This window comes from Phaeacidiphilus oryzae TH49 (assembly GCF_000744815.1).
Classification (GTDB): domain Bacteria; phylum Actinomycetota; class Actinomycetes; order Streptomycetales; family Streptomycetaceae; genus Phaeacidiphilus; species Phaeacidiphilus oryzae.
Map to the genome: position 1 here is coordinate 218,566 of NZ_JQMQ01000004.1, position 21,830 is coordinate 240,395.

23 protein-coding genes and 2 pseudogenes are annotated in these 21,830 nt (G+C 74.5%); 7 read left to right on the forward strand and 18 right to left on the reverse strand.

What is annotated here, in order from left to right; genetic code table 11:
* Nucleotides 1-129 precede the first annotated feature (129 nt).
* A complete protein-coding gene (gene trxA / locus BS73_RS01180) occupies nt 130-522 on the reverse strand; it encodes a thioredoxin (protein WP_037568591.1) in 393 nt (130 codons plus the stop codon).
* 271 nt (nt 523-793) lie between these two features.
* On the opposite strand from trxA, the gene BS73_RS01185 reads away from it, so the two are divergent.
* Nucleotides 794-1,066, forward strand: coding sequence for a hypothetical protein (locus tag BS73_RS01185; protein WP_037568593.1), 273 nt, complete (start codon nt 794-796; stop codon nt 1,064-1,066).
* Here the strand turns inward: BS73_RS01185 and BS73_RS01190 are convergent.
* The 4 genes from BS73_RS01190 to BS73_RS01205 are packed head-to-tail and all read right to left on the reverse strand — an operon-like array spanning nt 1,053 to nt 4,390.
* The gene (locus BS73_RS01190) at nt 1,053-1,844 is read right to left on the reverse strand and encodes an alpha/beta fold hydrolase (protein ID WP_051939000.1); all 792 of its coding nucleotides are present in this window, start codon (nt 1,842-1,844) and stop codon (nt 1,053-1,055) included. The genes BS73_RS01185 and BS73_RS01190 overlap by 14 nt on opposite strands.
* A 7-nt stretch (nt 1,845-1,851) precedes the next feature.
* The gene (locus tag BS73_RS01195; RefSeq protein ID WP_037568595.1) at nt 1,852-2,268 is read right to left on the reverse strand and encodes a biotin/lipoyl-containing protein; all 417 of its coding nucleotides are present in this window, start codon (nt 2,266-2,268) and stop codon (nt 1,852-1,854) included.
* A gap of 6 nt (nt 2,269-2,274) precedes the next feature.
* Nucleotides 2,275-3,318 (reverse strand): alpha-ketoacid dehydrogenase subunit beta, encoded by a 1,044-nt coding sequence (locus BS73_RS01200; protein ID WP_037568597.1) that lies wholly within the window; start codon nt 3,316-3,318, stop codon nt 2,275-2,277.
* Entirely contained in the window at nt 3,311-4,390 is a 1,080-nt protein-coding gene (locus tag BS73_RS01205; protein WP_051939002.1) for a thiamine pyrophosphate-dependent dehydrogenase E1 component subunit alpha, read from the reverse strand. The genes BS73_RS01200 and BS73_RS01205 overlap by 8 nt, the downstream gene beginning before the upstream one ends.
* 118 nt (nt 4,391-4,508) lie before the next feature.
* Between BS73_RS01205 and BS73_RS01210 the strand changes: the two genes are divergently transcribed.
* Together BS73_RS01210 and BS73_RS01215 are read left to right on the forward strand one after the other, a co-directional pair.
* Nucleotides 4,509-5,075 (forward strand): Lrp/AsnC family transcriptional regulator, encoded by a 567-nt coding sequence (locus BS73_RS01210; RefSeq protein ID WP_084703677.1) that lies wholly within the window; start codon nt 4,509-4,511, stop codon nt 5,073-5,075.
* The gene (locus BS73_RS01215; RefSeq protein ID WP_037568598.1) at nt 5,072-5,947 is read left to right on the forward strand and encodes an endo alpha-1,4 polygalactosaminidase; all 876 of its coding nucleotides are present in this window, start codon (nt 5,072-5,074) and stop codon (nt 5,945-5,947) included. The genes BS73_RS01210 and BS73_RS01215 overlap by 4 nt, the downstream gene beginning before the upstream one ends.
* Before the next feature lie 24 nt (nt 5,948-5,971).
* Here BS73_RS01215 and hpaD read toward each other — a convergent pair whose 3' ends face one another.
* From hpaD to BS73_RS01245, 6 genes are all read right to left on the reverse strand, one after another.
* Entirely contained in the window at nt 5,972-6,985 is a 1,014-nt protein-coding gene (gene hpaD, locus BS73_RS01220) for a 3,4-dihydroxyphenylacetate 2,3-dioxygenase (RefSeq protein ID WP_037568599.1), read from the reverse strand.
* Nucleotides 6,982-8,487, reverse strand: a complete 1,506-nt coding sequence (hpaE, locus tag BS73_RS01225) for a 5-carboxymethyl-2-hydroxymuconate semialdehyde dehydrogenase (protein WP_037568600.1) — start codon at nt 8,485-8,487, stop codon at nt 6,982-6,984. Before hpaE ends, hpaD begins: the two co-directional genes overlap by 4 nt.
* A gap of 62 nt (nt 8,488-8,549) precedes the next feature.
* Complete coding sequence (gene dapA / locus BS73_RS01230; protein WP_037568601.1) at nt 8,550-9,470, reverse strand: 4-hydroxy-tetrahydrodipicolinate synthase; 921 nt, start codon at nt 9,468-9,470, stop codon at nt 8,550-8,552.
* The gene (locus tag BS73_RS01235) at nt 9,467-10,903 is read right to left on the reverse strand and encodes a fumarylacetoacetate hydrolase family protein (RefSeq protein WP_037568602.1); all 1,437 of its coding nucleotides are present in this window, start codon (nt 10,901-10,903) and stop codon (nt 9,467-9,469) included. The genes dapA and BS73_RS01235 overlap by 4 nt, the downstream gene beginning before the upstream one ends.
* 2 nt (nt 10,904-10,905) lie before the next feature.
* The gene (gene hpaB, locus BS73_RS01240) at nt 10,906-12,357 is read right to left on the reverse strand and encodes a 4-hydroxyphenylacetate 3-monooxygenase, oxygenase component (protein WP_037568603.1); all 1,452 of its coding nucleotides are present in this window, start codon (nt 12,355-12,357) and stop codon (nt 10,906-10,908) included.
* An 88-nt stretch (nt 12,358-12,445) separates the two neighbouring features.
* Complete coding sequence (locus BS73_RS01245) at nt 12,446-12,979, reverse strand: flavin reductase family protein (RefSeq protein ID WP_037568605.1); 534 nt, start codon at nt 12,977-12,979, stop codon at nt 12,446-12,448.
* Between the two features lie 163 nt (nt 12,980-13,142).
* On the opposite strand from BS73_RS01245, the gene BS73_RS01250 reads away from it, so the two are divergent.
* Complete coding sequence (locus BS73_RS01250) at nt 13,143-13,778, forward strand: MarR family winged helix-turn-helix transcriptional regulator (protein WP_063836877.1); 636 nt, start codon at nt 13,143-13,145, stop codon at nt 13,776-13,778.
* Nucleotides 13,765-14,052: a DUF2630 family protein gene (locus tag BS73_RS01255; RefSeq protein WP_051939007.1), complete on the forward strand. Its 288-nt coding sequence runs from the start codon at nt 13,765-13,767 to the stop codon at nt 14,050-14,052. Before BS73_RS01250 ends, BS73_RS01255 begins: the two co-directional genes overlap by 14 nt.
* A gap of 170 nt (nt 14,053-14,222) precedes the next feature.
* Here the strand turns inward: BS73_RS01255 and BS73_RS01260 are convergent, their stop codons facing one another.
* On the reverse strand, nt 14,223-15,056 hold the full coding sequence (locus tag BS73_RS01260) for an HdeD family acid-resistance protein (protein WP_084703678.1): 834 nt from the start codon (nt 15,054-15,056) through the stop codon (nt 14,223-14,225).
* Between the two features lie 81 nt (nt 15,057-15,137).
* Nucleotides 15,138-15,767, reverse strand: a complete 630-nt coding sequence (locus BS73_RS01265; RefSeq protein ID WP_037568606.1) for a histidine phosphatase family protein — start codon at nt 15,765-15,767, stop codon at nt 15,138-15,140.
* Nucleotides 15,768-15,999: 232 nt separating this feature from the next.
* Between BS73_RS01265 and BS73_RS01270 the strand changes: the two genes are divergently transcribed.
* Nucleotides 16,000-16,554 (forward strand): DoxX family protein, encoded by a 555-nt coding sequence (locus BS73_RS01270; protein ID WP_051939009.1) that lies wholly within the window; start codon nt 16,000-16,002, stop codon nt 16,552-16,554.
* Here BS73_RS01270 and BS73_RS34320 read toward each other — a convergent pair whose 3' ends face one another.
* The 3 genes and pseudogenes from BS73_RS34320 to BS73_RS01285 form a co-directional block, all read right to left on the reverse strand.
* Entirely contained in the window at nt 16,555-17,004 is a 450-nt protein-coding gene (locus tag BS73_RS34320) for a DUF6343 family protein (RefSeq protein WP_063836878.1), read from the reverse strand.
* A gap of 100 nt (nt 17,005-17,104) precedes the next feature.
* Nucleotides 17,105-17,800: pseudogene (locus BS73_RS01280) on the reverse strand (phosphoribosyltransferase); the annotation flags it as partial.
* Nucleotides 17,801-18,063: 263 nt separating this feature from the next.
* Nucleotides 18,064-18,399, reverse strand: a complete 336-nt coding sequence (locus tag BS73_RS01285) for an antibiotic biosynthesis monooxygenase family protein (RefSeq protein ID WP_037568607.1) — start codon at nt 18,397-18,399, stop codon at nt 18,064-18,066.
* Between the two features lie 195 nt (nt 18,400-18,594).
* On the opposite strand from BS73_RS01285, the gene BS73_RS01290 reads away from it, so the two are divergent.
* Nucleotides 18,595-19,584 (forward strand): phospholipase D-like domain-containing protein, encoded by a 990-nt coding sequence (locus tag BS73_RS01290; RefSeq protein WP_037568608.1) that lies wholly within the window; start codon nt 18,595-18,597, stop codon nt 19,582-19,584.
* Here BS73_RS01290 and BS73_RS40845 read toward each other — a convergent pair.
* A complete protein-coding gene (locus tag BS73_RS40845) occupies nt 19,560-20,588 on the reverse strand; it encodes a PASTA domain-containing protein (protein ID WP_407674954.1) in 1,029 nt (342 codons plus the stop codon). The genes BS73_RS01290 and BS73_RS40845 overlap by 25 nt on opposite strands.
* A 268-nt stretch (nt 20,589-20,856) precedes the next feature.
* Nucleotides 20,857-21,642: pseudogene (locus tag BS73_RS40850) on the reverse strand (serine/threonine-protein kinase); the annotation flags it as partial.
* Between the last annotated feature and the right edge of the window lie 188 nt (nt 21,643-21,830).

The following is a 21,830-nucleotide window of genomic DNA, read 5'->3' on the forward strand; positions in this document are numbered from 1 at the left end:
GGATCGAACCGGCCCGCTGCCGGCCGCTCCGGGAGACCCGGGTGGTGCCGTGCGGCCGAGACGCCGACGGCGCCCAGCCCTACGGCGACCACTCGGCCCCCGTGGCGGTCGGTGAAGCGCGGTGAGGTCTCAGGCCTCTTCCGGCGCCTCGCCGGTCTGGCCGTTCTGCGCGGCGTTGATCTGGGCCCGGACGTCGTCCATGTCGACCGCCTGGGCCTGCTCGATCACCTGCTCCAGAGCGGCCGGCGGCAGTGCGCCCGGCTGGGCGTAGAGGGCGACCTTCTCGCGGATCACCATCAGTGTCGGAATGGAGGTGATCTCGAAAGCCGCCGACAGCTGCTGCTGCGACTCGGTGTCGACCATGGCGAAGACGATGTCGGGGTGCTCTTCCGAGGAGGCCTCGAAGACCGGTGCGAACTGCTTGCAGGGCCCGCACCAGTCGGCCCAGAAGTCGATGAGCACCATCGCGTTGTTGTCCACGAGATCCTCGAAGTTCTCCGCGGTCATTTCCATCGTGGCCATGCTGTGCTCCTCGCTGTCGTGCGATACGTGCAATATCCGGCAGGTCCGGCCGGTCGTCGGGGAACCACCGCGATGGTCCACGCTATTCCACCCGGCGGCGGGGCCGGGGCGCACGGGCGTGCGCGTGTCGCGGGGGAGAAGCGACCGGCTCGCGAAGGCGGTGGTCGGGCGCCGGATCGGCGGACTCCCGGGTGCCGGGGACGGGGCCCTGTGGTGACCTGGGGGCGTTCGCGGCAGAGCAGCCGCGGCGGGATCCACGAGGAGAACAGCCATGGACCTCCGACACCCCCGAGGGCGCTTCGGCCTGCTGGCCGGTGCCGCCGTGCTCGCGCCGGCCGCGCTGCTGGCCGGTGCCGGCCCTGCTGCCGCCGGCCCCGCCGCCCTCCGTGCCCTCCAGGCCCCGGCGGGACTGGCCGGGCACGCTCCCGCCAGGGTCACCGCGCAGTCCTGTATGGGGGGCGGCGGCTCGATCGGCCGGATCGACAGCGGGGTCTGGATCTGCCTGGGCGGCCGCTACGGCGGCAGCACGGTCAGCGATCTCTGATCGTCCCCGCCGTTCCGGAGGCTCCGGCCGGGCCGCTCCCCGCCTCCCGCCGGTCCGCCTCGTCGAGGAAGGCCAGCGCGGACTTCTTGAGGGTGTTGGCGGAGACCGCGTTGCGGTGGTCGCGGCCGGGGATGCGGAGCAGCCGGGCGGAGGCCAGGCCCTCCGCCAACTCCTCGACGCCGTCCGCGAGCCCGTCCTCGGTGCCGGCCGCCAGCAGGACCGGGCAGTCCGGGGCGGGCTCGGCCCGGAACGGGTCGGCCGCGGTGCCCCGGACGCAGGCGTTCAGCGCCTCCACGTCGTGGGCGGGCGGGGCACCGAGGGCGGCGGATCGCGCGGACAGCCGGACCAGCTCGCGCAGCACCTCCTCGGCGCCGTCCTGGGCGCGCGGGCCGAAGCCGGCCAGCACCGCGGTGCGCACCCTGGCCGGGTGACGCACCGCCAACTCCCAGGCAAGCCGCGCCCCCAGGGAGTACCCGATGACGTCCACCCGCCCGCCGCCGGGGTCGCTCAGCGGGGGGAGGGTGGCCAGCAGGTCGGCGACCAGCAGCGGGATCCGGTAGCGCTCCGGGTCACGGGGGGCCGGGCCGGGGCCGCCTCCGTGGCCGGGCAGGTCGGGGGCGATCACCGTGCGGCCGGCCTTGTGGAGGGCGCGGATCCAGCCGGTGGCCTCGAAGGTGGCGCGGTGGTCCGCGCCGAGCCCGTGGAGCAGCAGCACCGGTGGCCGCTCGGCGGCCAGGACCGGTGCGCTGCCGGGGTGGAGAGCGGTGGGGGCGGGCATGGCCTGCTCAGTCCTCCTTCGGCGGGGTGAGCCGGACCCGGCGGCGGGGGGCCCGGTCGGCGGGGACGGTGCCGACGATGCCGGGGGAGGGGGCCGGGGCGGCGTCCGCGGTCTGCCCCGTCTCGGGCGCCTGCGGCGTCCCGGCCGCATCGGCGGGGTCCGCCGCCGCGCCCTCCACGGCGAGGGTGATCAGCGGCCTGCCGACGTCCAGCCGCTCGCCGGGCTCGGCGTGCCGGGTGAGGACCCGCCCGGTCCACGGGGAGGGGATCTCCACCGCGGACTTGGCGGTCTCCACCTCCACCAGCGGGTCCCCGCGCTCGACCGTCTCGCCGTCCTCGACCAGCCAGTCCAGCACCTTGGCGTCGACCAGGCCCTCGCCGAGGTCGGGCAGCAGCAGGGTCCGTGATGCGTTCGGATCGGTCATGGCGGGTCAGTTCTCCAGTACGTTCTGCACGGCGAGGAGGATGCGGTCGGCGTCGGGGAGGTAGTGCTCCTCCAGCGGGCCGGCCGGGGTGGGGACGTCGTAGCCGGTGACCCGGCGGACCGGCGAGCGGAGGTCGGCGAAGCAGCGCTCCATCAGCAGCGCGGAGATCTCGGCGCCGAGCCCCGCCGTGCGCGGGGCCTCGTGCACCACCACCGCCCGGCGGGTCCGGCGCACCGCGGCGGCCAGGCCGTCCGCGTCGACCGGCTTCAGCCAGCGCAGGTCGACCACCTCCAGGTCCACGCCGTCCGCGGCGGCCAGTTCGGCCACCTGCAGGCAGCGGCGGACCATCGCGCCCCAGGTGACCAGGGTGGCGTGCCGGCCGGGGCGGGCGATCCGCAGCCGCGGCTCGTCCTCCGGCCCGTCCTCGGCGGCGCCGGCGGCGGAGTCGACCGGGCCGCGGTCCCAGTAGCGGGACTTGGGCTCCATGAAGACCACCGGGTCGGGGTCCCGCACCGCGGTCTTCAGCAGCCGATAGGCCTCGCCCGGGGTCGAGGGGGAGACCACCTTGAGGCCGGGGACGTGGGCGAAGACCGCCTCCAGCGACTCGCCGTGGTGCTCCGGGGCCTGGATGCCGCCGTAGCTGGGCACCCGCAGGGTCACCGGCATCGGCAGCGCGCCCCGGCTGCGGTAGCGCATCCGGGCCAGCTGGTTGACGATCTGGTCGATCGCCGGATAGGCGAAGCCGTCGAACTGCAGCTCGGGGATGGGCTTCCAGCCGGCCATGGCCAGGCCGACGGACATCCCGACGATCGCCGACTCGGCGAGCGGGGTGTCCATCACCCTGCGGCGGCCGAACCGCTGCTGCAGCCCGTCGGTGACCCGGAAGACGCCGCCGAGCCGGCCGACGTCCTCGCCGAGGACCAGCGTGCGCGGGTCCTCCTCCAGCAGTTCGGCGAGCGCGCGGTTGATCGCCTGCTGCATCGTCAGGCCGGTGGTGGCGGGCGGCTCCCCGGGCAGTGCCCCGGGCTCGGTGGTCAGCAGGTCAGCCATTCTCCGCGACCTCCCAGTCGGCGCGGTACCCGTGCCACTCCCGCCACTCCTCCTGCTGCTCGCGCAGGGCCGCGGTGGGGTGCTCCAGTACCTGGGTGAACATCTCCTCGCCGGAGGGCTCCGGCAGCGCGGCGACCTCGTCGGCGTGCCGGCGGGCGCGCAGCGCGGCCGCCCGGTCGGTCCGGTCCAGCCATTCCGGGTCCGCCGCGCCCTCGGCCAGCAGCAGGCGGCGGGCCAGCTCCAGCGGGTCCCGCCCGGCCCACTCCGCCTCCTCCGCGGCCTCCTCGGGGGTGCCCCGGTAGCGGGTGGGGTCGTCGGAGGTGGAGTGCGGGGCGCGGCGGTAGGTGAGCGCCTCGACGACGGTCGGGCCGCCGCCCTCGCGGCCCCGCCGGACCGCCTCGGCGACGGCGGTGTGGACGGCCAGCACGTCGTTGCCGTCCACCTGGACGCCGGGCATCCCGTAGCCGGCCGCGCGGGCCGCCACCGAGCCGCCGGCCACCTGCTCGCGCAGCGGGACGGAGAGCGCCCAGCGGTTGTTCTGGCAGAAGAAGACCACCGGCAGCCGGAACACCCCGGCGAAGTTCATCGCCTCGTGGATGTCGCCCTGCGAGCTGGCGCCGTCCCCGAAGTAGGCCAGGGCGCAGCCGCCGGTGCCGTCCAGTTGCGCGCCCATCGCCCAGCCGACGGCGTGCGGCACCGGGCCGCCGACCACCGCGTTGAGCGGGGCGAGCCCGCACTCCCGGGGGTTCCACAGGCCGCCGTGCCACAGCGCCCGGTGGGAGGCGAGGTAGCCGGTGAGGTCGGCGTCCAGGGCGACCGCGGCGCCCAGTTCCCGGTAGGTGGGGAAGGCGAAGTCCCGGCCCCGCTCCAGCGCGGCGGCGCTGCCGACCTGGGCCGCCTCCTGGCCGAGCACCTGGACGTAGGCCGGGAAGACGCCCTGCCGCTGCAGGGCCAGCGACTCGCGGTCGATCGCGCGGGTGAGGGCCAGGTCGCGGTAGAGCCGCCGGAGCAGCCCGGGGTCCGGGGGCCCCGGCGGGGTCCCGCGCCCGGGCGAGGCAGAGTTGGTGTCCACGAACGGAAGCTTGCTCAGAACTGGACACAGTGACTAGCGTGGCGATCCATCTTCGGACGCTTTTCTCCTGCCGCCCAGGATCGCCCGGCAGAGTGTCGAATCAGCTGGGGAGTGTGGCATGCCCGACCGGACGAGTCGTCAACTGCCCGTGCAGCCGCGTCAGACGCCCCCGGCGGCGGGCGCCGGACCGGTGCTGCCGGCGGCTCCCGCGCCGCCCGCCCCGCCGCCGGTGCCCGAGCTGGACGAGACGGACCGCCGGATCCTGGCCGCGCTGGCCCGGGACGGCCGGGCGCCGATCAGCCGGGTCGCCACCGCCTGCAACATCGCCCGGGCGACGGCGTACGCGCGGATCGACCGGCTGATCGAACTCGGCGTGATCCGCGGCCACTCGGTGGTGATCGACCACGCCCGGGCCGGCCTCGGGCTCACCGTCATGGTGCTGGTCTCCGGGGCGCAGCCGGACTGGCAGGACACCCGGCGGATCATCAGCGCCTTCCCCGAGGTCGAGTACGCCTGGTTCGTGGCCGGCTCCGCGGACATCGTGGTGCTGCTGCGGCTGCGGGACACCCGGGAGTTGCGCGAGGTGATCCTCTCCCGGCTGCAGTCCATCCCCGGCGTCACCCGCACCGAGACCCTGCTGGTCATCGACGAGATCGCGCACCGCCCCGCGGTGCTGCCGCGGTGAGCAGGACCGGGCGCCGGGCGCTGCTCGGCGGCGCGGCGGTGCTGGCGGTGCTCTGCGCGGTGGCGGCGGCGCTGCTGCTGCCCGGACGGGGCGGCGGGGGGCCGGAGCGCGGGGCGGCGGCGGGGCGCGGGGCGGCGTCGGGGCGCGCCGCCGTGCGGCTGCCCGCGGCCCACGCCGGGTTCGACTACCAGATCGGCGGCGCCTACCCGCCGGCCGCCGGCGTCCGCGTGGTCTCCCGGGACCGCTCCGATCCGCCCCCCGCCGGGCGGTACGGGATCTGCTACGTCAACGCCTTCCAGGCCCAGCCGGACGAGCTCGGCTGGTGGCGGCGCCACCATCCGGAGCTGCTGCTGCGCGGGGCCGACGGGACGCCGGTGATCGACCGGGACTGGAACGAGGCGCTGCTGGACGTCTCCAGCCGGGCCAGGCGGACCCGGCTGGCGGCGGTGGTCGGCGCCTGGATCGACGGCTGCGCCAGGGACGGCTACCAGGCGGTCGAACCCGACAACCTGGACTCCTACCAGCGCTCCCAGGGCCGGCTCAGCGCCTCGGACAACGCCGCCTTCGCCCGGCTGCTGGCCGCCCGCGCCCACGCGGACGGCCTGGCGATCGGCCAGAAGAACACCGCCGAACTCCTCGGCCGCCGGGCCGGGATCGGCTTCGACTTCGCCGTCACCGAGGAGTGCGGGCGGTACGGGGAGTGCGCCGCGTACGCCTCGGCCTACGCCGACCGGGTCTTCGACGTCGAGTACGATCCGGCGGGCCTCGCCGCGGCCTGCCGCTCGGCCGCCGGCCGGGCGATCTCGATCGTCCTCCGCGACCGCGACGTCGCCCCGGCGGGCGAGCCGGGGCACGTCTACCGGACCTGCTGATCCGCCGCCGGCGGCCCGGGTCGGTCAGCCGAGGCCGTCCGCGCCGACCCGCACCGCGGACTCGTCCAGGAGGCTGTTCGAGGTGGGCAGCGGTTCGCCGTCGAGGCCGAGCACCGGAGTCGCCTCCTTGTACCAGGACTCGATGACGGCGTTGCCCCAGAAGTCCCGCCGTCGGTCGTCGTGGACGCTCCAGCGGTAGGTCTCGTGGTCGGGGTCGCCGGTGTAGTAGTCCGAGGTGTACACCTCCACCCGGTGGCCGTCCGGGTCGCGGAGGTAGACGTAGAAGGCGTTGGAGACGCCGTGCCGGCCGGGCCCGCGCTCGATGTGCCGCTCCAGGTGCTGGGCGCCCAGGATGTCCGCGATCCGCAGCACCTGGTGGGACTCGTGGGTGGCCACCCCGAGATGGTGCAGCCGGGGGCCGGCGGCACCGGTGAAGGCGACGTCGTGGACGGTCTGCTTGCGGTACATCCAGGCCGCGTAGAGCTGGTGCTCGTCGCCCTCGATGGTCTCCGAGCAGCCGAAGCCGAGCGAGCGGTAGTGGGCGTAGGCGGCCGGCACGTCGGGGGTGCAGATGTTGAAGTGGTCAAGCCGGGCGATCTGCGCGCCCCGGTGGAGGTCGTAGCGCTGGATCAGTCGCTCGCCGCGCTCGATCCGGTGGAAGAACTCCACCGGGAAGCCCAGCGGGTCGATCACCCGGACCGCGTCGCCGACCCCGGGGGCGCCCTGGCCGGCCGGCACCCGGCGGACCGGGCGGCGCAGCGCGGTGAAGAACTCCTCGGCCCGGTCGACGTCCTCCGGGGTCCGCACCCGGTAGGCGAGATGGTGGAGGGCGGCGACCCGACCCTCGGTCAGCACCAGGTTGTGGTGGGTGAGTTCGTCGGTCCCGCGCAGGCAGAGGGCGCCGGCGCCCTCGTACTGGACGTGGAGGCCCAGGACGTCCACCCAGAACCAGCGGGCCCGGGCCAGGTCGGTCACCACCAGGTGCGCGTACGCCGAGCGCACCACGTCGGGGGCGGGCGGGAACGTCCGCTCGGTCACTTCGACTCGCCTCCCTCGCCGAACCTCGGGGTGTGCGGCGGCTCCAGGGCCACGTGGACGATCTTCGTCTCGGAGTAGAAGTCGATGCTGTGCGCCCCGCCCTCGCGCCCGAGGCCGGAGGCCTTCACCCCGCCGAAGGGGGTGCGGAGGTCGCGGACGTTGTGGGAGTTGATCCAGAGCATCCCGGACTCCACGGCGTGGGCGATCCGGTGGCCCCGGGCGAGATCGGAGGTCCAGACGTAGGCGGCCAGCCCGTACGGGGTGGCGTTGGCCAGCTCCACGGCCTCCTCCTCGGTGTCGAAGGGGGCCGCGCAGACCACCGGGCCGAAGATCTCCTCCTGGAAGATCCGGGCGTCCCGGGGGACGTCGGCGAAGACCGTCGGCTGGAGGTAGTTGCCCTCCGGGAGGTGCTCCGGGCGGCCGCCCCCGGCCAGCAGCCTCGCCTCCTTGCGGCCGAGTTCGAGGTAGCCCTGCACCCGGGCGTAGTGCTCGGGGTGGACCAGCGCGCCGACCTCGGTGGCGGGGTCCTGCGGCGGGCCGACCCGGACCCGGGACGCCCGCTCGGCCAGCCGCGCGGTGAACTCCTCGTACACCGGGCGCTCCACCAGCACCCGCGAACCGGCGGTGCAGCGCTCGCCGTTGAGCGAGAAGACGCCGAAGACCACCGAGTCCAGGGCCGCGTCCAGGTCGGCGTCGGCGAAGACGACGGCCGGGGACTTGCCGCCGAGCTCCATGGAGAGGGTCTTCAGATGCTCGGCGGAGGAGCGGACGATGTGCCGGCCGGTCGCAGTGGAGCCGGTGAAGGAGATCCGCGGCACCTCCGGATGGTCGACCAGGGCCTGCCCGGCCTCCTCGCCGATCCCGTGGACGATGTTGACCGTGCCGTCCGGGAGCCCGGCCTCGGCGAAGATCTCCGGCCACAGGGAGGCGGAGAGCGGGGTCCACTCGGCCGGCTTGAGCACCAGCGTGCAGCCGGCCGCAAGCGCCGGGGCGAGCTTCCAGCTCTCCAGCATGAAGGGGGTGTTCCACGGGGTGATCAGCCCGGCGACGCCGGCCGGGCGGCGGACCGTGTAGCTGATCTGCGAGCTGCCCTGCCGGAAGGCCTCCCCGCCGAGGGCCACCAGCACGTCCGCGAAGTACCGGAAGTTCTCCGCCGCCCGCCGGGCCTGGCCGCGGGACTGGGTGACCGGAAGACCGGTGTCGAAGGTCTCGAAGGCGGACAGCCGCTCGTGGCGGGCCTCGACGGCGTCCGCGATCCGGTTCAGCGCGGTGGCCCTGGCCCGGTCGCCGAGCGCGGACCAGGCGGGGAAGGCCGCCTTGGCGGCCTGGACGGCCGCGTCCACATCGGCGGCCGAGCCGCGCGACGCGGTGGCGTACGGGGTGTTGCCGACCGGCTCGGACACCTCGAAGACGGCCCCGTCGAGGGAGGGCGCCGGGCGCCCGCCGATCCAGTGCGGGATGGTCTTCGGCAGGCCCTCCGGCCGTGTGCTCGTGTCGCTCATCGTGCAGTCCGATCTTCTCGCTGGTGGTGGGCGGGCCGGGCCCGCGGGTCAGATCCGCGCCGTCAGATCTGTGCCGTCAGATCGCCGCCGGCGGCGAGCAGCCGGCGGACCTTCCCCTCGCCCTCCGAGGTCAGTCCGATCAGCGGCGGCCGTACGTGGTCCGAGGCGATCCGGCCCTGGCGGTGGAGCACCCATTTGGCCGGGGCCGGGTTGGTCTCCACGAAGAGGAGGTCGACCAGCGGGTGCAGCCGGTAGTGGAGATCGCGGGCCGTCTCGAGGTCGCCGGCCTGCCAGGCCTCGTACATCCGGGCCACCGCCGCCGGGGCCAGGTTGGCCACCGCCGAGACGAAGCCCGCCCCGCCGAGGGCCAGCAGCGGCAGGCACAGCAGCTCGATCCCGGACCAGACCAGCAGCTCGCGCCCGCAGGCGTGGAGGACGCGGGAGAAGTGCTCGAAGTCCTTGGTGGTCTCCTTGACGCCGACGAAGTTGTCGAAGTCCGAGAAGAGCCGCCGGACCGTCTCCGGCGCGATGTCCACCGCCGTCCGGGACGGCACGTTGTACGCCACGATCGGCAGGTCGGGGAACTCCCGCGCCACCGTGGCGTACCAGCGGTACAGCGCCTCCTGGGTCGGGCGGGCGTAGTACGGCGTGATCACCAGCGCCGCGTCCGCGCCCGCCTCCCGGGCCGCCGCCGTGACCTCCAGGGTCTCGTCCAGCTTGTGGGAGCCGGTGCCGGGCAGGAAGGGCACCCGGTCGCCGACGGCCTCGGCGGCCACCCGGATCGCGGCGATCCGCTCCGCTGCGCTCTGCGCGCTGGGCTCGCCGGTGGAGCCGCCCAGCGAGACGCCGTGCGAGCCGGACTCCAGCTGGAACCGGATCAGCCGGCGCAGCGACTCGTGGTCCACCGAGCCGTCCTCGGCGAACGGGGTGACGACGGGGGCGATCGAGCCGCGGATCGCGGACGGGTCACTGCGGAACTTCACTGACCTTCTCCCTTGCACCAGTTCTCGTACCGGGCACGCCACTTGGGCCCGAGCGGGTACAGTCCGTCGACGCTCTCGCCGGCCGCCACCCGCTCGGTGATGAAGCGCTCCTGCCGCTCCTGCTCCCGGCAGTCCGCGATCAGCTCCTCGGCGAGCTCCGGCGGCACCACCACCACCCCGTCGGCGTCCCCGACCAGCAGGTCGCCCGGCTGCACCAGGGCCCCGCCGCAGGCGATCGGCACCCCGGAGTCCCATGGGACGTGCCGCCGGCCCAGCACCGACGGGTGCGCCCCCGCGTGGTAGACCGGCAGGTCCAGGGCGGCCACCGGCTCGCTGTCCCGCAGCCCGCCGTCGGTGACCACGCCGGCCGCCCCGCGCTTGAGGGCGCGGAGCGCCAGGATGTCGCCCAGCGTCCCGGCCGAGGCGTCCCGGCGGGCGTCCATCACCAGCACCTGGCCCGGCCGGATCTCCTCGATCGCCCGCTTCTGCGCGTTCATCCCGTTGCCGTGACGGGCGAACAGGTCCTCGCGCAGGGGGAGGTAGCGGAGGGTGTGGGCGGCCCCGACGAGGCGGAGGTCCGGACGGGTCGGGCGGACGCCGTCCACGGACATGTGCGGCAGGCCGCGCCTGCGCAGCTGCGCGCTGAGGGTGGCCACCGCCACCGAGCGGAGTCCCGCCTCGATCTCGGGGGCGACGGCCGGGGCGGGGCGGTAGCCGGCGCCCCAGGCGGCCGCCCGCTCGGCCTCGTCGGCGCGCGGGCCCGCGCCCCAGCCGGCCAGCTCGCGCGCGTCCTCGACCACCGGGGAGCGCAGCCGGCCGGTCGTCGACTCCGCGCCGGCGGAGACCTCGACCTCCACCAGGTCGCCGGGCCGGGCCACCGAGGCGCCGGCCGGGGTGCCGGTGAGGACGACGTCCCCCGGCTCCAGGGTCATCAGCCGGGAGAGGTCCGCGACCAGCAGGCCGAACGGGAAGAGGAGGCCGTCGGTGGTGTCGTCCTGCACCAGCTCGCCGTTGAGCCAGGTGCGCAGGCGCAGCCCGGCCGGGTCGACCTGCCGGGCGTCCAGCAGCCGCGGGCCGAGCGGGGTGAAGCCGTCGGCGCCCTTGGAGCGGAGGTTGGAGCCGCGGTCGGCGTAGCGGAGGTCGTAGACCCCGGCGTCGTTGGCCGCGGTGACGAAACCGACGTGCCGCCAGCCGTCCTCGGGCGTCACCCGGTGCGCCCGCTCGCCGATGACGAGCGCGATCTCGCCCTCGAAGCCGAGGAGTTCGCAGCCGTGCGGGCGGGGGATCGGGTCGCCGGAACCGGCCAGCGAGGAGGGCGGCTTGAGGAAGTAGGAGGGCTGGGCCGGGGTGCGGCCGCGCTCGGCGGCCCGGCCGCGGTAGTTGAGGTGCACCGCCACGATCTTCGACGGGGTGCGCCCCAGCGGATGCGTCATCCTCAGTCACGCTCCAGGAAGGCCCGCACCCGGGCCTTGTAGGGCTCGCGGTCGTAGGACTTGACGTAGGCGCCGGCCATCCGCACCGGGTCGCCGAAGAAGTAGTACTCGTACAGCGCCTGGCGGGAGGAGAAGGCCGAGATGCAGGTGTCCCAGACCAGCCGGAAGAGCCGCAGCCGCTCGGGGCCGGTGAGGGTCGCCGACTGCAGGTAGTCCTCGATGTCCTGGGCCGCCGGGCCGTGGACGTCGGCCTCGGTGGGGGTGGCCATCAGCCCGGAGGCGCCGAACTTGCGGAGGATCTCCGGGAAGCGCTGGTAGAGCCTGGGGTAGAGGTTGCGGGCCGCGTTCAGCGGCGCCCAGGCGGGGGTGAGGACGCCGTACTCGTTGACCTCGGCGTCCGCCTCGGCGGCCCGGAGGAAGGCGCGCAGGGTCTCCAGGGTGGAGATGATCTCGGCGACGTCCTGCTGGACGTGCTGGAACTGCTCGATCCCGATCGCCTCGGTGAGCAGCGAGACCAGGCCGAGGACGTACTCGGTCTTGGCGGTGGTGCGGGTGACCACCTGGTGGGTCATGTGCACCACGGCCGAGGTCTCGCTGTAGAAGCCGTTGCACAGCTCCGGCTCGCCCAGCACGAAGCAGCGCTCGTACGGGACATGGACGTCGTCGAAGACCACCACCGCGTCCGGCTCCTCGAAGCGGGAGGAGAGCGGGTGGTCGAAGGACGGGCGGTTGTAGTCGAGCGGCTCGCGGGCCAGGTAGCGCAGCCCGGGGGCGTCGCTGGGGAGGGCGAAGGCGAAGGAGTACGGCTTGTCCTCGGGGGTGCCGCGGAGCACCGTCGAGGGGAAGACCAGCAGCTCGTCGGCGAAGGGCGCGATGGTGGCCAGCATCCGCGCCCCGCGCACCACCACCCCGTTGTCGTCCTCCCGCACCACCCGGGCGGTGAGCTTGCCGCCGGCCTGCTGGGTGCCTGACAGCGCCCGGTTGACCTGCGGCGGGATCAGGGTGTGGGTGGTGAGGAGGTCCTCCTCGCGGACCTTCTCGTAGTACCGGCGGATGTTCTCGCCGAAGGCAGGGTTGGCCTGGCCGAACCAGTCGGCGGCCGAACTCAGCGCCATCAGCGAGGAGTTGAGGTAGTCCCCGGTGCGCCCGAGCATCCCCATGCTGTGGTCGGCCCAGACCTTGAACGCCTGGCGGCGCTTGCGGAGGTCCTCCGGGGTGGCGGGGGCCAGGAACGAGGTGCCGACGCGCTCACCGCTGGAGGGGGAGGGGTAGGTCAGCACGTCGCGGTGCTCGGGCGCGTGCTGCAGGTCGTACAGCTCGGCGTAGCTGCGGACGACGTTGCGGTACGCCGGGTGCTCGGCGATGCCGCCGGTCAGCCTCTCGCCCTGCACCTCCACGACGGTGCGGGTGTCGGCGAGCCGGTCCAGGAACTGCTTGCCGGTACGTGCGGCCATGCTGGGACTCCTGTTGCGGGTGGTGGGTTGACGAGCGCCGCCAGAGCTCTGCGGTCCTTGTGGGGGCGGGGCTCTGGGAGGGTTCGGTTCAGATGAGGTACTCCATGCCCTCGGCCGCCTCGGCGATGCCGCCGAACCGGCTCCAGGCGTAGGTGAGGGCGTCCCCGTCCCGGTGGCCCAGGGCCGTCACCAGGCCCAGGACCAGGGTGTGGTCCCCGCCGTCGTACGTCCGCCAGGGGTCGCACTCCACCCAGGCCAGCGGGGTCGCCAGGCGCGGCACCCGGGCCCGCGGCGCCCACTCCGGTTCGCCGGGGACCGGCGCGCCGGCGAAGCGCCGCGCGACGGCCTCCTGCTCGGCGCCCAGCACATTGACGCAGAACGGGATGCCGGAACCGAGCGGACCGTGGCAGCGCGCCCGGCGCGCCACGCTCACCAGGACCAGTGGCGGCTCGGCCGAGACCGAGGTGAAGGAGTTCATGGTCGCCCCGCGCGGGCCCTCGGGGGTGTCGTAGGTGACCACGGTGACCCCGGTCGCGAACCGGGAGAGGCAGGCGCGGAGGGCGCCGGGGGTGGGCGGCGGCTGGGAGGCGTGGATCTCCATCGACGGCAGGGGGTCTGGCATCGCGGCGGTCACCTGTTTCGGAAGGTGCGGGCCGGGAAGATGGTCAAAGCTTTGATTATCTGCCCGTGTTCCGCACGGTACGCCTGCCGCAGCGCCTTGGGAACCCCTCGTGCGCGGTTTCGCGGCTCCCGGGTCCGGCCGGCGCACCGCCTAGACTCCGGACGTGTCCAAGGACGTGTCCAACGAGCAGCGCAGGGACCCGGAGGAGCTCGACTTCTGGTCCTTCATCGACTACGCCATCGGCCGCTCGGGCCGCGAGCTCCCCGGCCTCGACCCGCTGGCGATGCGACTGGTGCTCACCCTCACCCGGGCCGCGAGCATGATCGTCTACGACCTGGAGTCCGGCGTCCACCGGCCGCGCGGCCTCTCCTGGCCGGGCTTCCGGGTGCTCTTCGCGATCTGGCACACCGGACCGGTCGAGGCCCGCAAGGTCGCCGAGCTCACCGGGATGAGCCGGGCCGCCGTCTCCGCCCTGGTCAACACCCTCGACCGGGACGGCCTGGTGGAGCGCCGGCGGGCCCCGCACGACGGCCGGGCGGTCCTCCTCGACCTCACCGACGCGGGCCACGACGCCATCACCGACGCCTTCGCCGCCCAGAACGAACGCGAGCAGGAATGGGCGTCCTCCCTCACCCCGGACGAAAGCCGCACCCTGGCCGCCCTGTTGAACAAGCTGGCCGCCGGCTCGGCCGGCTTCCAGGCCCGCCGCCGCGACCGCGACCGGGCCGACCGGCCCGGCGGCCGACGGCTGGCGGCGGGCCGCGGCCCCGCAGAGAATGGGGCCCATGAGCCAGAATGACCAGACCGGGAACGCTCCCTCGCGCCGCAGCGGCGACGCGGACATCATCTCCGACATCGGCGCCATGGTGGAGCGCGAACGCGCCCTGCGGGCGGAGATCTCGGCCGGCGGCGCCGGCGAGGAAGGCGCCCGCGAGGAGCTGCTCGGCATCGAGGTCCGCCTCGACCAGTGCTGGGACCTCCTCCGCCAGCGGCGGGCCCGCCAGGAGTTCGGCGAGAACCCCGACGACGCCCAGGTCCGCCCGGCCGACGAGGTGGAGAACTACCGAAGCTGACGCCGGCGCGGAGACGGCATGAGTCCGCCCCGGGAGCCTCGGCTCCGGGGCGGACTCCGTCGGTGGGGCGGCCGGTCGGCGTGAGCGGTTCCGGCGGCTTGCGGCTCGCGGCTCGCCGCCAGTGGCTCGCGGCCTGCGCGGACTACGCGGCCCGCGGCGGGCGGCGCGGGTCAGAGCCGGTGCGGCAGGTCCTTGGCGCGGTTCCGCACCCGGAAGGCGGCGAACACCTCGCTGAACCCGAGGACGATCAGCCAGATGCCGGCCACCAGCGTCAGCACCGCGATCGAGCGGAACGGCGACACCATCAGCACCACACCGGCCAGCGCGCTCACCACGCCGACGAAGCCCTGCCAGCCGCGGGCCGGCATCGCCGGGTCGGAGAACGACGCCATCGCCAGCGAGATGCCCCGGAAGAGCCAGCCGATCCCGATCCAGATCGCCAGCAGGAAGATCGACTCCAGCGTGCCGCGGAAGCAGAACAGGCCCAGCACGATGGAGAGGGCGCCGCTGATGAACGCCAGCGCCCGCATCCCGCCGCCGCCGTGCGTGCCGAAGGCGGTGAACAGCTGGAAGACGCCGGTGACCACCAGGTACACGCCGAACAGCACGCCCACCACGACCAGCGTCTCGCCCGGCCAGGCGAGCACCAGACTGCCGAGGACGATCGCCGCCACACCGGTCACCAGCAGGCCCTGCCAGCCGCGTCGGACCAGGTAGTTGATCGGCCCCGGGGGTTCCTGCCGGGATTCCCGCCGCTCGTGCTCCGAGCCCGGCGCGGTGCCGTGTGCAGAGCCCGGCGCGGTGCCGTGCGCAGTGCCATGCGCGGTGCCGTGCGGAGCGCCCTGCGCGTGGCCCGGTCCGGCAGCCTGCTCCTGGTCCCGCGCGAAGTCCTGGGTGTACTGCGGACCGGTGTCCGCACCGGGGGCGGAGCCGGCGCCGGCTCCGGCGCCCGCTCCGGCGTCCGCCCGGTGGTCGGGATCGCTGGCCTGGTGTTGAGAGCTCATGCCCGATTCTCAGCGCGCGCGGAACGCGTCCGCCAACGCACCGGCCCAACGGGGTGACCCGTCGTCAGCTCGGGCCGCTCGTCAGCCGCCGAGCTGCTCCCCGGCCCAGGACAGCGCCTTCCAGCCCGCCCCGGGGCTGCCCTCGAGGACCACCACGCCGGTGTTGGGGACACCGTGCTCGGCGATGAAGACCGGGTCCACGTTCTCCGCCCGGGCCGCCGTCCAGGTGCGGATCGCCGCGCCGTGGCTGACCAGCGCCACCGCGCCGGTGTCGCCCGCCCCCTCCGCGCCGGCCCGGTCCGCGGCCTCCTCCACCACCGCGTCGTAGCGGGCCAGGAACTCGTCGCCGGTCTCGGCGCCCGGCATCCGGTCCGCGGTGTCCCCGCTCGCCCAGGCCAGCACCGTCCGCATGTAGATCCGGATGGACTCGGGGTCGTCGGCCATCTCCAGGTCGCCGGCCGCTATCTCCCGCAGGCCGCCGCGGATCCGCGTCTCCAGGCCGCGCTCGGCGGCCAGCGGCGCGATCGTCTGCTGGGTCCGGATCAGGTCGGAGGCGTAGACCGCCGCTATCCGCTCGTCGGCCAGGGTGCCGAGAAGGGCCTCCGCCTGCCCCTGGCCGAGCTCGGTCAGGGGCGCGCCCGGCACGGCGGTGTCCAGGGAGTGGCTCACGTTCGACGAGGTCTGGCCATGTCGGATCAGCAGCAGGCGCATGGGTGTGCGGTTCTCCCGTCTCCCGTCCCGTCCGCCGCCGGGGGCGGGGAGCGGGACTCCGGATGATCTCGCCCCATCCTCTCAAACGGTTGTTCGCCGCCAACGGCCGCGACCACTCGTGGACGCCCTCACCCCGGACTGACGATACGTCAGATTCGGCCGGATGCCCCTTGTCCCGTCGGGCTCGCGCTGATATCAAGCAGGCGTCAGGGCGGTGGAAGGGGAGCGCACCATGTCGGAGACGGCCTCGCTGGTACTGCGCGGAACTCTGGGACCGATGCTTTTCGTGCACGGCTGGAACAAGGTCACCGGGCCGGGCGGCCTGGAGGGCACCGGCAAGTGGTTCGACGCGCTCGGGCTGCGGCCGGGCGCGGTGCACGCCCGGATGGCCGCCGGCACCGAGATGGCCGCGGGCGCCGGGCTCACCCTCGGCCTGGGCAACCCGCTGCCCGCGGCCGCGGCGGTGGGCCTGATGGCCGTGGCGGCCAGGACCGACCACCGGGGCAAGGGCTTCTTCGTCTTCAAGGGCGGCTGGGAGTACACCGGGATGGTCGCCGCGGGTGCGCTGGCCGCCGCGGCGCTGGGCCCCGGCCGGCTGTCGGTGGACCGCGCGATCGGCCGCAGGGGCCGCCTGGCCTCCGGGCCGCTCGCGGCGCTGGCCGCCGCCGGCATCGGCGCGGCGGCGGCCGGCGGGCTGCTCCGCGCCTTCTACCGCCCGGAGCCGCCGAAGCCGAAGCCCGCGCCGGAGACGGGGGACGAGGACGCCAAGGCGACGGCGGACGCCTGATCAGCGGGGGCGAGCGCCCCTCCTCGACCGGTTGCGGTCGTCGCCGTCGTTGCGGGCGTTGCGGGCGTTGCCGTCATTCCTGTTGCCGCCGTCGTCTCCGGTGCCGGCGCCCCGCCAGGCGCTGCGTTCCCGGATCCGACGCGCGACCAGGACCAGGTCGGCCAGCGCCAGCACGGCGAAGGCGGCGCAGAGCGCGGCGAAGGCGACGTACGCGGTCCGGGCGTAGCCGCTGTGCGCGTCGGCGTCGGCGGCGAGAACGGAGAACGCCACCGTCCCGGCCAGGAAGAGCGGGGCGAAGAGCCGGGAGAGCGCCCGGCGCAGGGGCAGGTCGCTCATCGCCGTCACCGGTTCCGTGCCGGTCCGCGACCAGCGCCGGCCCTCCGCGCGGGAGGGCGTGCGGGGCCGCGTCCGCTCGCGGAGGCGGTGACTGCCGTGGGTGGGGGTGGTCATCGGGGTCGCCTCCCGCAACGCGAAGAGTGCTGAGGGCTCTCCCTCCAGTGTCGCGCTCGGGTGGAGGTCAGCCCGCCTTACGGTGCCCGGCGCTCCCGGCGCTCCCGGCGGCCCCGGGGGCTGAGGGCGCTCCGGCGGCCTCGGACAGGAGGGCGACCACCTCGCCGTCGCCGGTCTGCCGGAAGTCCTGGTAGAACTGGCCGATCCCGTAGAACTCGTCCGCCACGTGGACGCAGACCAGCTCGTCGGCCGCCTCGGAGAGGCGGCGGGTCCAGTCGCTCGGAGCGACGGGAGCGGCCAGCACGATCCGGGCGGCGCCGGCCGCGCGCACCACCCGGCAGGCCGCGTTCGCGGTCGCTCCGGTGGCGATGCCGTCGTCCACCACCACGGCCGTACGGCCGGCCAGCGGAACCCGCGGCCGGTCACCGCGGTAGCGGCGGGCGCGCCGGGCCAGCTCGGCGGCTTCCGCCTCACGCACGGCGGCGAGCTCCTCGTCGGAGACCCCGCCCTGTTCCAGCACCTCGGGGTTGAGCACCTCGACCCCGCCCTCGCCCAGGGCGCCCATGGCCAGCTCGGGCTGGGCGGGCAGACCGAGTTTGCGCACCAGGACGACGTCGAGCGGGGCGCCCAGCGCCCGGGCGACCTCGGCGGCCACCGGGACCCCGCCGCGGGGGAGTCCCAGGACGACCGGGGCGGGGCCGCGCCGCGGATCCGCGACCCGCAGGGAGGAGGACTCCACCAGGCGGGCGGCGAGTCGGCGGCCTGCATCGGTGCGGTCGGTGAACTGGAGATCCATGGTGGGCGCTCCCTGACGGCGTTCCGGGGCTGCCCTGACTGTTCCTGCCCTCGTCCTCCAGGCTACGCGCGCAGCCGGAACGCGCACACGCGCCCGACACACGAACAGAGGGCCTGCCGCACGGGGGAACGGCAGGCCCTCTGGGGTGAATCCTAGAACGCCTCGAACTCACTTCCTGCACATCCGGACGTCACAGTTCACTGTGCCATCGAATGATGGTGAGATCGCGGTGATTGTGCCCGTGGTGTGTGCGCTTCGTCGGCTCAGCCGGCCTTGGGCGAGGCCTGCTGGACCACCTCGAAGGACCAGAGAGTGGAGTTGGAGGCGGCCGGCCGGCGCGCTGCCCCCTCGCCCTGTCCGGAGCCCCCGCCCTGGTGGGCCGCCTGCATCGGGCCCTCCATCCATGTGCGGAAATCCTCCTCGGAACGCCAGCGGGTGTACACGAGGTACTGGTCGGTGCCCTCGACGGGGCGCAGCAGCTCGAACCACTCGAAGCCGTCGGAGGACTCCACGGCCCCGGCCCGGGAGGCGAACCGCTGCTCCAGCACCTCGCGCGCCTCGGTCGGAACGGTCAGGACGTTGATCTTCACAACACTCATGGTGTTCATCCTGCTACATGTCCGCCGGTAGGCAGGTCAGGGGTCCGGGGTGGCGTACATGACATGTTCACCGGAAGTCTCTTCCTCGGGGTCTACGCGCGTGGTGTGCTGGATTCGGCCGTCGGCCCGATCGGCTGACGGAGCGTCAACTTCCAGGAACCACCGGACTCACAGGACTCCCACAGGAGAAACCCGATGTCGCGTACTTCCCCCTCGATACGCCGGGCCGCCGCCGCGGTGGTGGCCGCCGGGGCCGCGGTGTTCACCGCCGCGGCCCCCGCCCACGCCGCCACCTACACGGGCTTCGCCTTCGACCTCGGCAGCAGCGAGCCCACGATCTACTCCTTCATCAATTCGGCCACCACCTCGCTCGACATGACGATGTACGAGCTGAGCGACTCCACCGTGGTGAACGACCTGATCGCACTGAAGAACAAGGGCGTGAAGGTCAGGGTGATCCTTGACGGCACCCGGACCACCGTCAACGACACCGACTACAACGACCTCAAGTCGGCCGGGGTGGGCATCGTCTGGTCGTCCTCCTCGTACGTCTACACCCACCAGAAGACCATCACGGTGGACGGCGCCAAGTCGCTGGTCCTGACCGGGAACCTGACCGCGAAGTACTACCCGACCAGCCGGGACTACGGCGTCTTCGACGACGACAGCGCCGACGTCAAGGCGATAGAGGCGGTCTTCGACGCGGACTACGCGCACAGTGCGGTCACCCCCTCGGACGGCGACAACCTGCTGTGGTCGCCCACCGACTCCCGGTCCCGGCTGCTCTCGGTGATCAACGGGGCGACCAAGACCCTGGACGTCGAGGAGGAGGAGTTCGGCGACAGCAGTGTGGTCTCCGCGATCGCGGCCCGGGCCAAGGCCGGGGTGGCCGTGCGGGTGGTGCTGGAGAAGCCGTCCAGCTACTCCAGCGAGGTGTCCGAGGTGAAGGCCGCCGGCGCCAAGGTGGTCGGCTACTCCTCCAGCACCGGCTTCTACATCCACGCCAAGGCGCTGGTCGCGGACTACGGACTGAGCACCCAGAAGGTGGAGGCGGGCTCGATGAACGTCTCCAGCAACTCGCTGGACAACAACCGGGAGTTGGGGATCATCCTCACGGACAGCGGCGTAGCCTCGGTGATCGAGAACGCCTTCGCCTCCGACTACTCCGGCGGCACGGCGGCCTGAGGCCTGCTCTCGTCCGGTCGCTGGCGCGGTGACGGGCTGACACGGTGATGCGCGGACCCGGTGACGCGGCGACGTGGTGACCCGGCGTCAGCGGCCGGACGAGGGCTGCTGCCCGGTGGGGTTGGTGCCGCTGGGCAGGCCGCCCGTTCCGCCGGTGGAGCCGCCGGTGCCTCCGCCCGTCGAACCACCGGTGGTGCCGGTGGTGGGTGCGGTCGGCGGCGGGGTGGTGGCCGTGGTGGGGGCGGGGAGTTCGGTGTGGTCGGCGCGGTGGTCGGCGGGGTGCCGGCCCCGGAGCAGCCGGAGGGCTGGGCGGTGAGGGTGATCGGGGTGAAGGGGCGCAGGGCGGCGTAACCGCCGGGTGCGGGGGACTGCGACTCGACCGTGCCGGCCGGGTCCGAACCCGAACAGCCGCTCGCGGTAAGGGTGCTGACCGAGGTGAAGCCCAGGCCGGCGAGGTCCGAGCGGGCGGTGGAGGCCGGGCGGCCGGTCTCGTCGGGGTAGCGCAGGCAGTCGGTGGCCTCCGCGGTGAGGGAGATCGAGGAGCCGCCGGCGACGTCGGCGCCGGCGGCGGGCGACTGGTCCAGTACGCCGCTGCGGCCGGCGGAGTAGCCGGAGCAGGTGCGGTGGACGCTGATCGCCGAGGCGGTGAAGCCGGCGCGGACCAGCCGCTGCCGGGCGGTGGCCTCGGAGTCGCCGGTGACGTCGGGGACGGTGATCCGCGCGGCGGAGGCCGAGGAGGACGGGCCGCTGGAGGCGGACGGCGGCGGGGTGCGACTGGGGGAGTGCCCGCCGGAGGACTTCGCCAGGGCGTAGACCGCGTAGCCGAGGAGCCCGAGGAGCAGCAGTGCGGCCAGGATCAGCAGCGCGATCCGGCGGTTCTGGTGCCGGGTGGTGGCGGCGGGCCGGTGGCGGGCGGGCCGGTCGGAGGGCGGCCGGTCGGGCTTGGGCCGGTGGCGGGGCCGGTGGTGGGGCCGGTGGCGGTGGGGACGGCTCCGCCGGTCCAGGGCGGGGGTGGGCCGCCCGGAGAGGGCCGGGGGTGCCGGCCGGGCCGGTGGCGTTCGGGTCCGCCCAGGTCGGGGCGGGGTGGGGCAGTGCGGCGGTGGGCGGGGTGCCGGTGGTGGGGCCGGCCGGACCGGCGGTCTGGGTGCGGGGGTAGGCGAGCGAGCCGGGGAGGTCGGCCGCGACCTGGGTGATCATTCCGGTGACGGCCACCGGGAGCCAGCCGGCCTGGGTGCGGGCGGCGTCCGCGGCGTTCTCCAGATGGTCGAGGAGGGCGTCGGGGGAGGGGCGCGCGGCCGGGTCCTTGGCCAGGCAGGCTTCGATCAGCGGGCGCAACTCCGGTGGCACCTGTTCCAGCCGGGGTTCGCTGTGGACCACCCGGTAGAGCATCGCGGGAGTGGCGCCCTCGCCGAACGGCGGGGCGCCACTGGCCGCGAAGGCGAGCACCGCGCCCAGCGCGAAGACATCGGTGGCCGGAGTGACCGGTCCGCCCTCGATCTGCTCCGGGGACATGAAGCCGGGGGATCCGACCACCATGCCGGTGCCGGTCACGCCCTGGGAGAGGGCGGTGGCCTCGGCCGCCCGGGAGATCCCGAAGTCGATCACCCGCGGGCCGTCCATCGCGAGCAGCACGTTGGAGGGCTTGAGGTCGCGGTGGATCACCCCGGCGCGGTGGATGGCGGCCAGTGCCTCGGCGAGCCCCGCCGCCAGTGCCCGCACCGACTGCGGGGGCAGCGGACCCTGCCCGCGGACCGCGGCGGAGAGCGAGGGGCCGGCCACGTACTCGGTGGCCAGCCAGGGGATCGGTCCGTTCGGGTCGGCGTCCACCACGGCCGCGGTGAAGACCCCGCTCACCGCGCGGGCGGCGGCGACCTCACGGGCGAAGCGGGCCCGGAAGGACTCGTCCTCGGCCAGGTCCGGGCGGATGACCTTGAGCGCGACCGCGCGGCCGCCGCGCGAGCGGGCCAGATAGACCCGGCCCATCCCGCCCGCGCCGAGCCGGCGGAGCAGGCGGTAGCCGCCCAGTTGCGGCGGATCCTCAGGTTCCAGCGCGGTCATGCCGTCCCCGCCCTCCCCCCGGGCTCCGGTGGCGCCTCCCCGCACCGCCGGGTCCAGGTCTCCAGGGAAACACCCGGGACGGCCGTTGCCCAGCCCCGGCGCCGCCGGAGGGGCGGGCGGCGGCCAGTGGGGCGGCCGAGGCGGGGATCGTGCGGGTGGCGGGTGGCGGGTGGCGGGTCGTCGGTGTG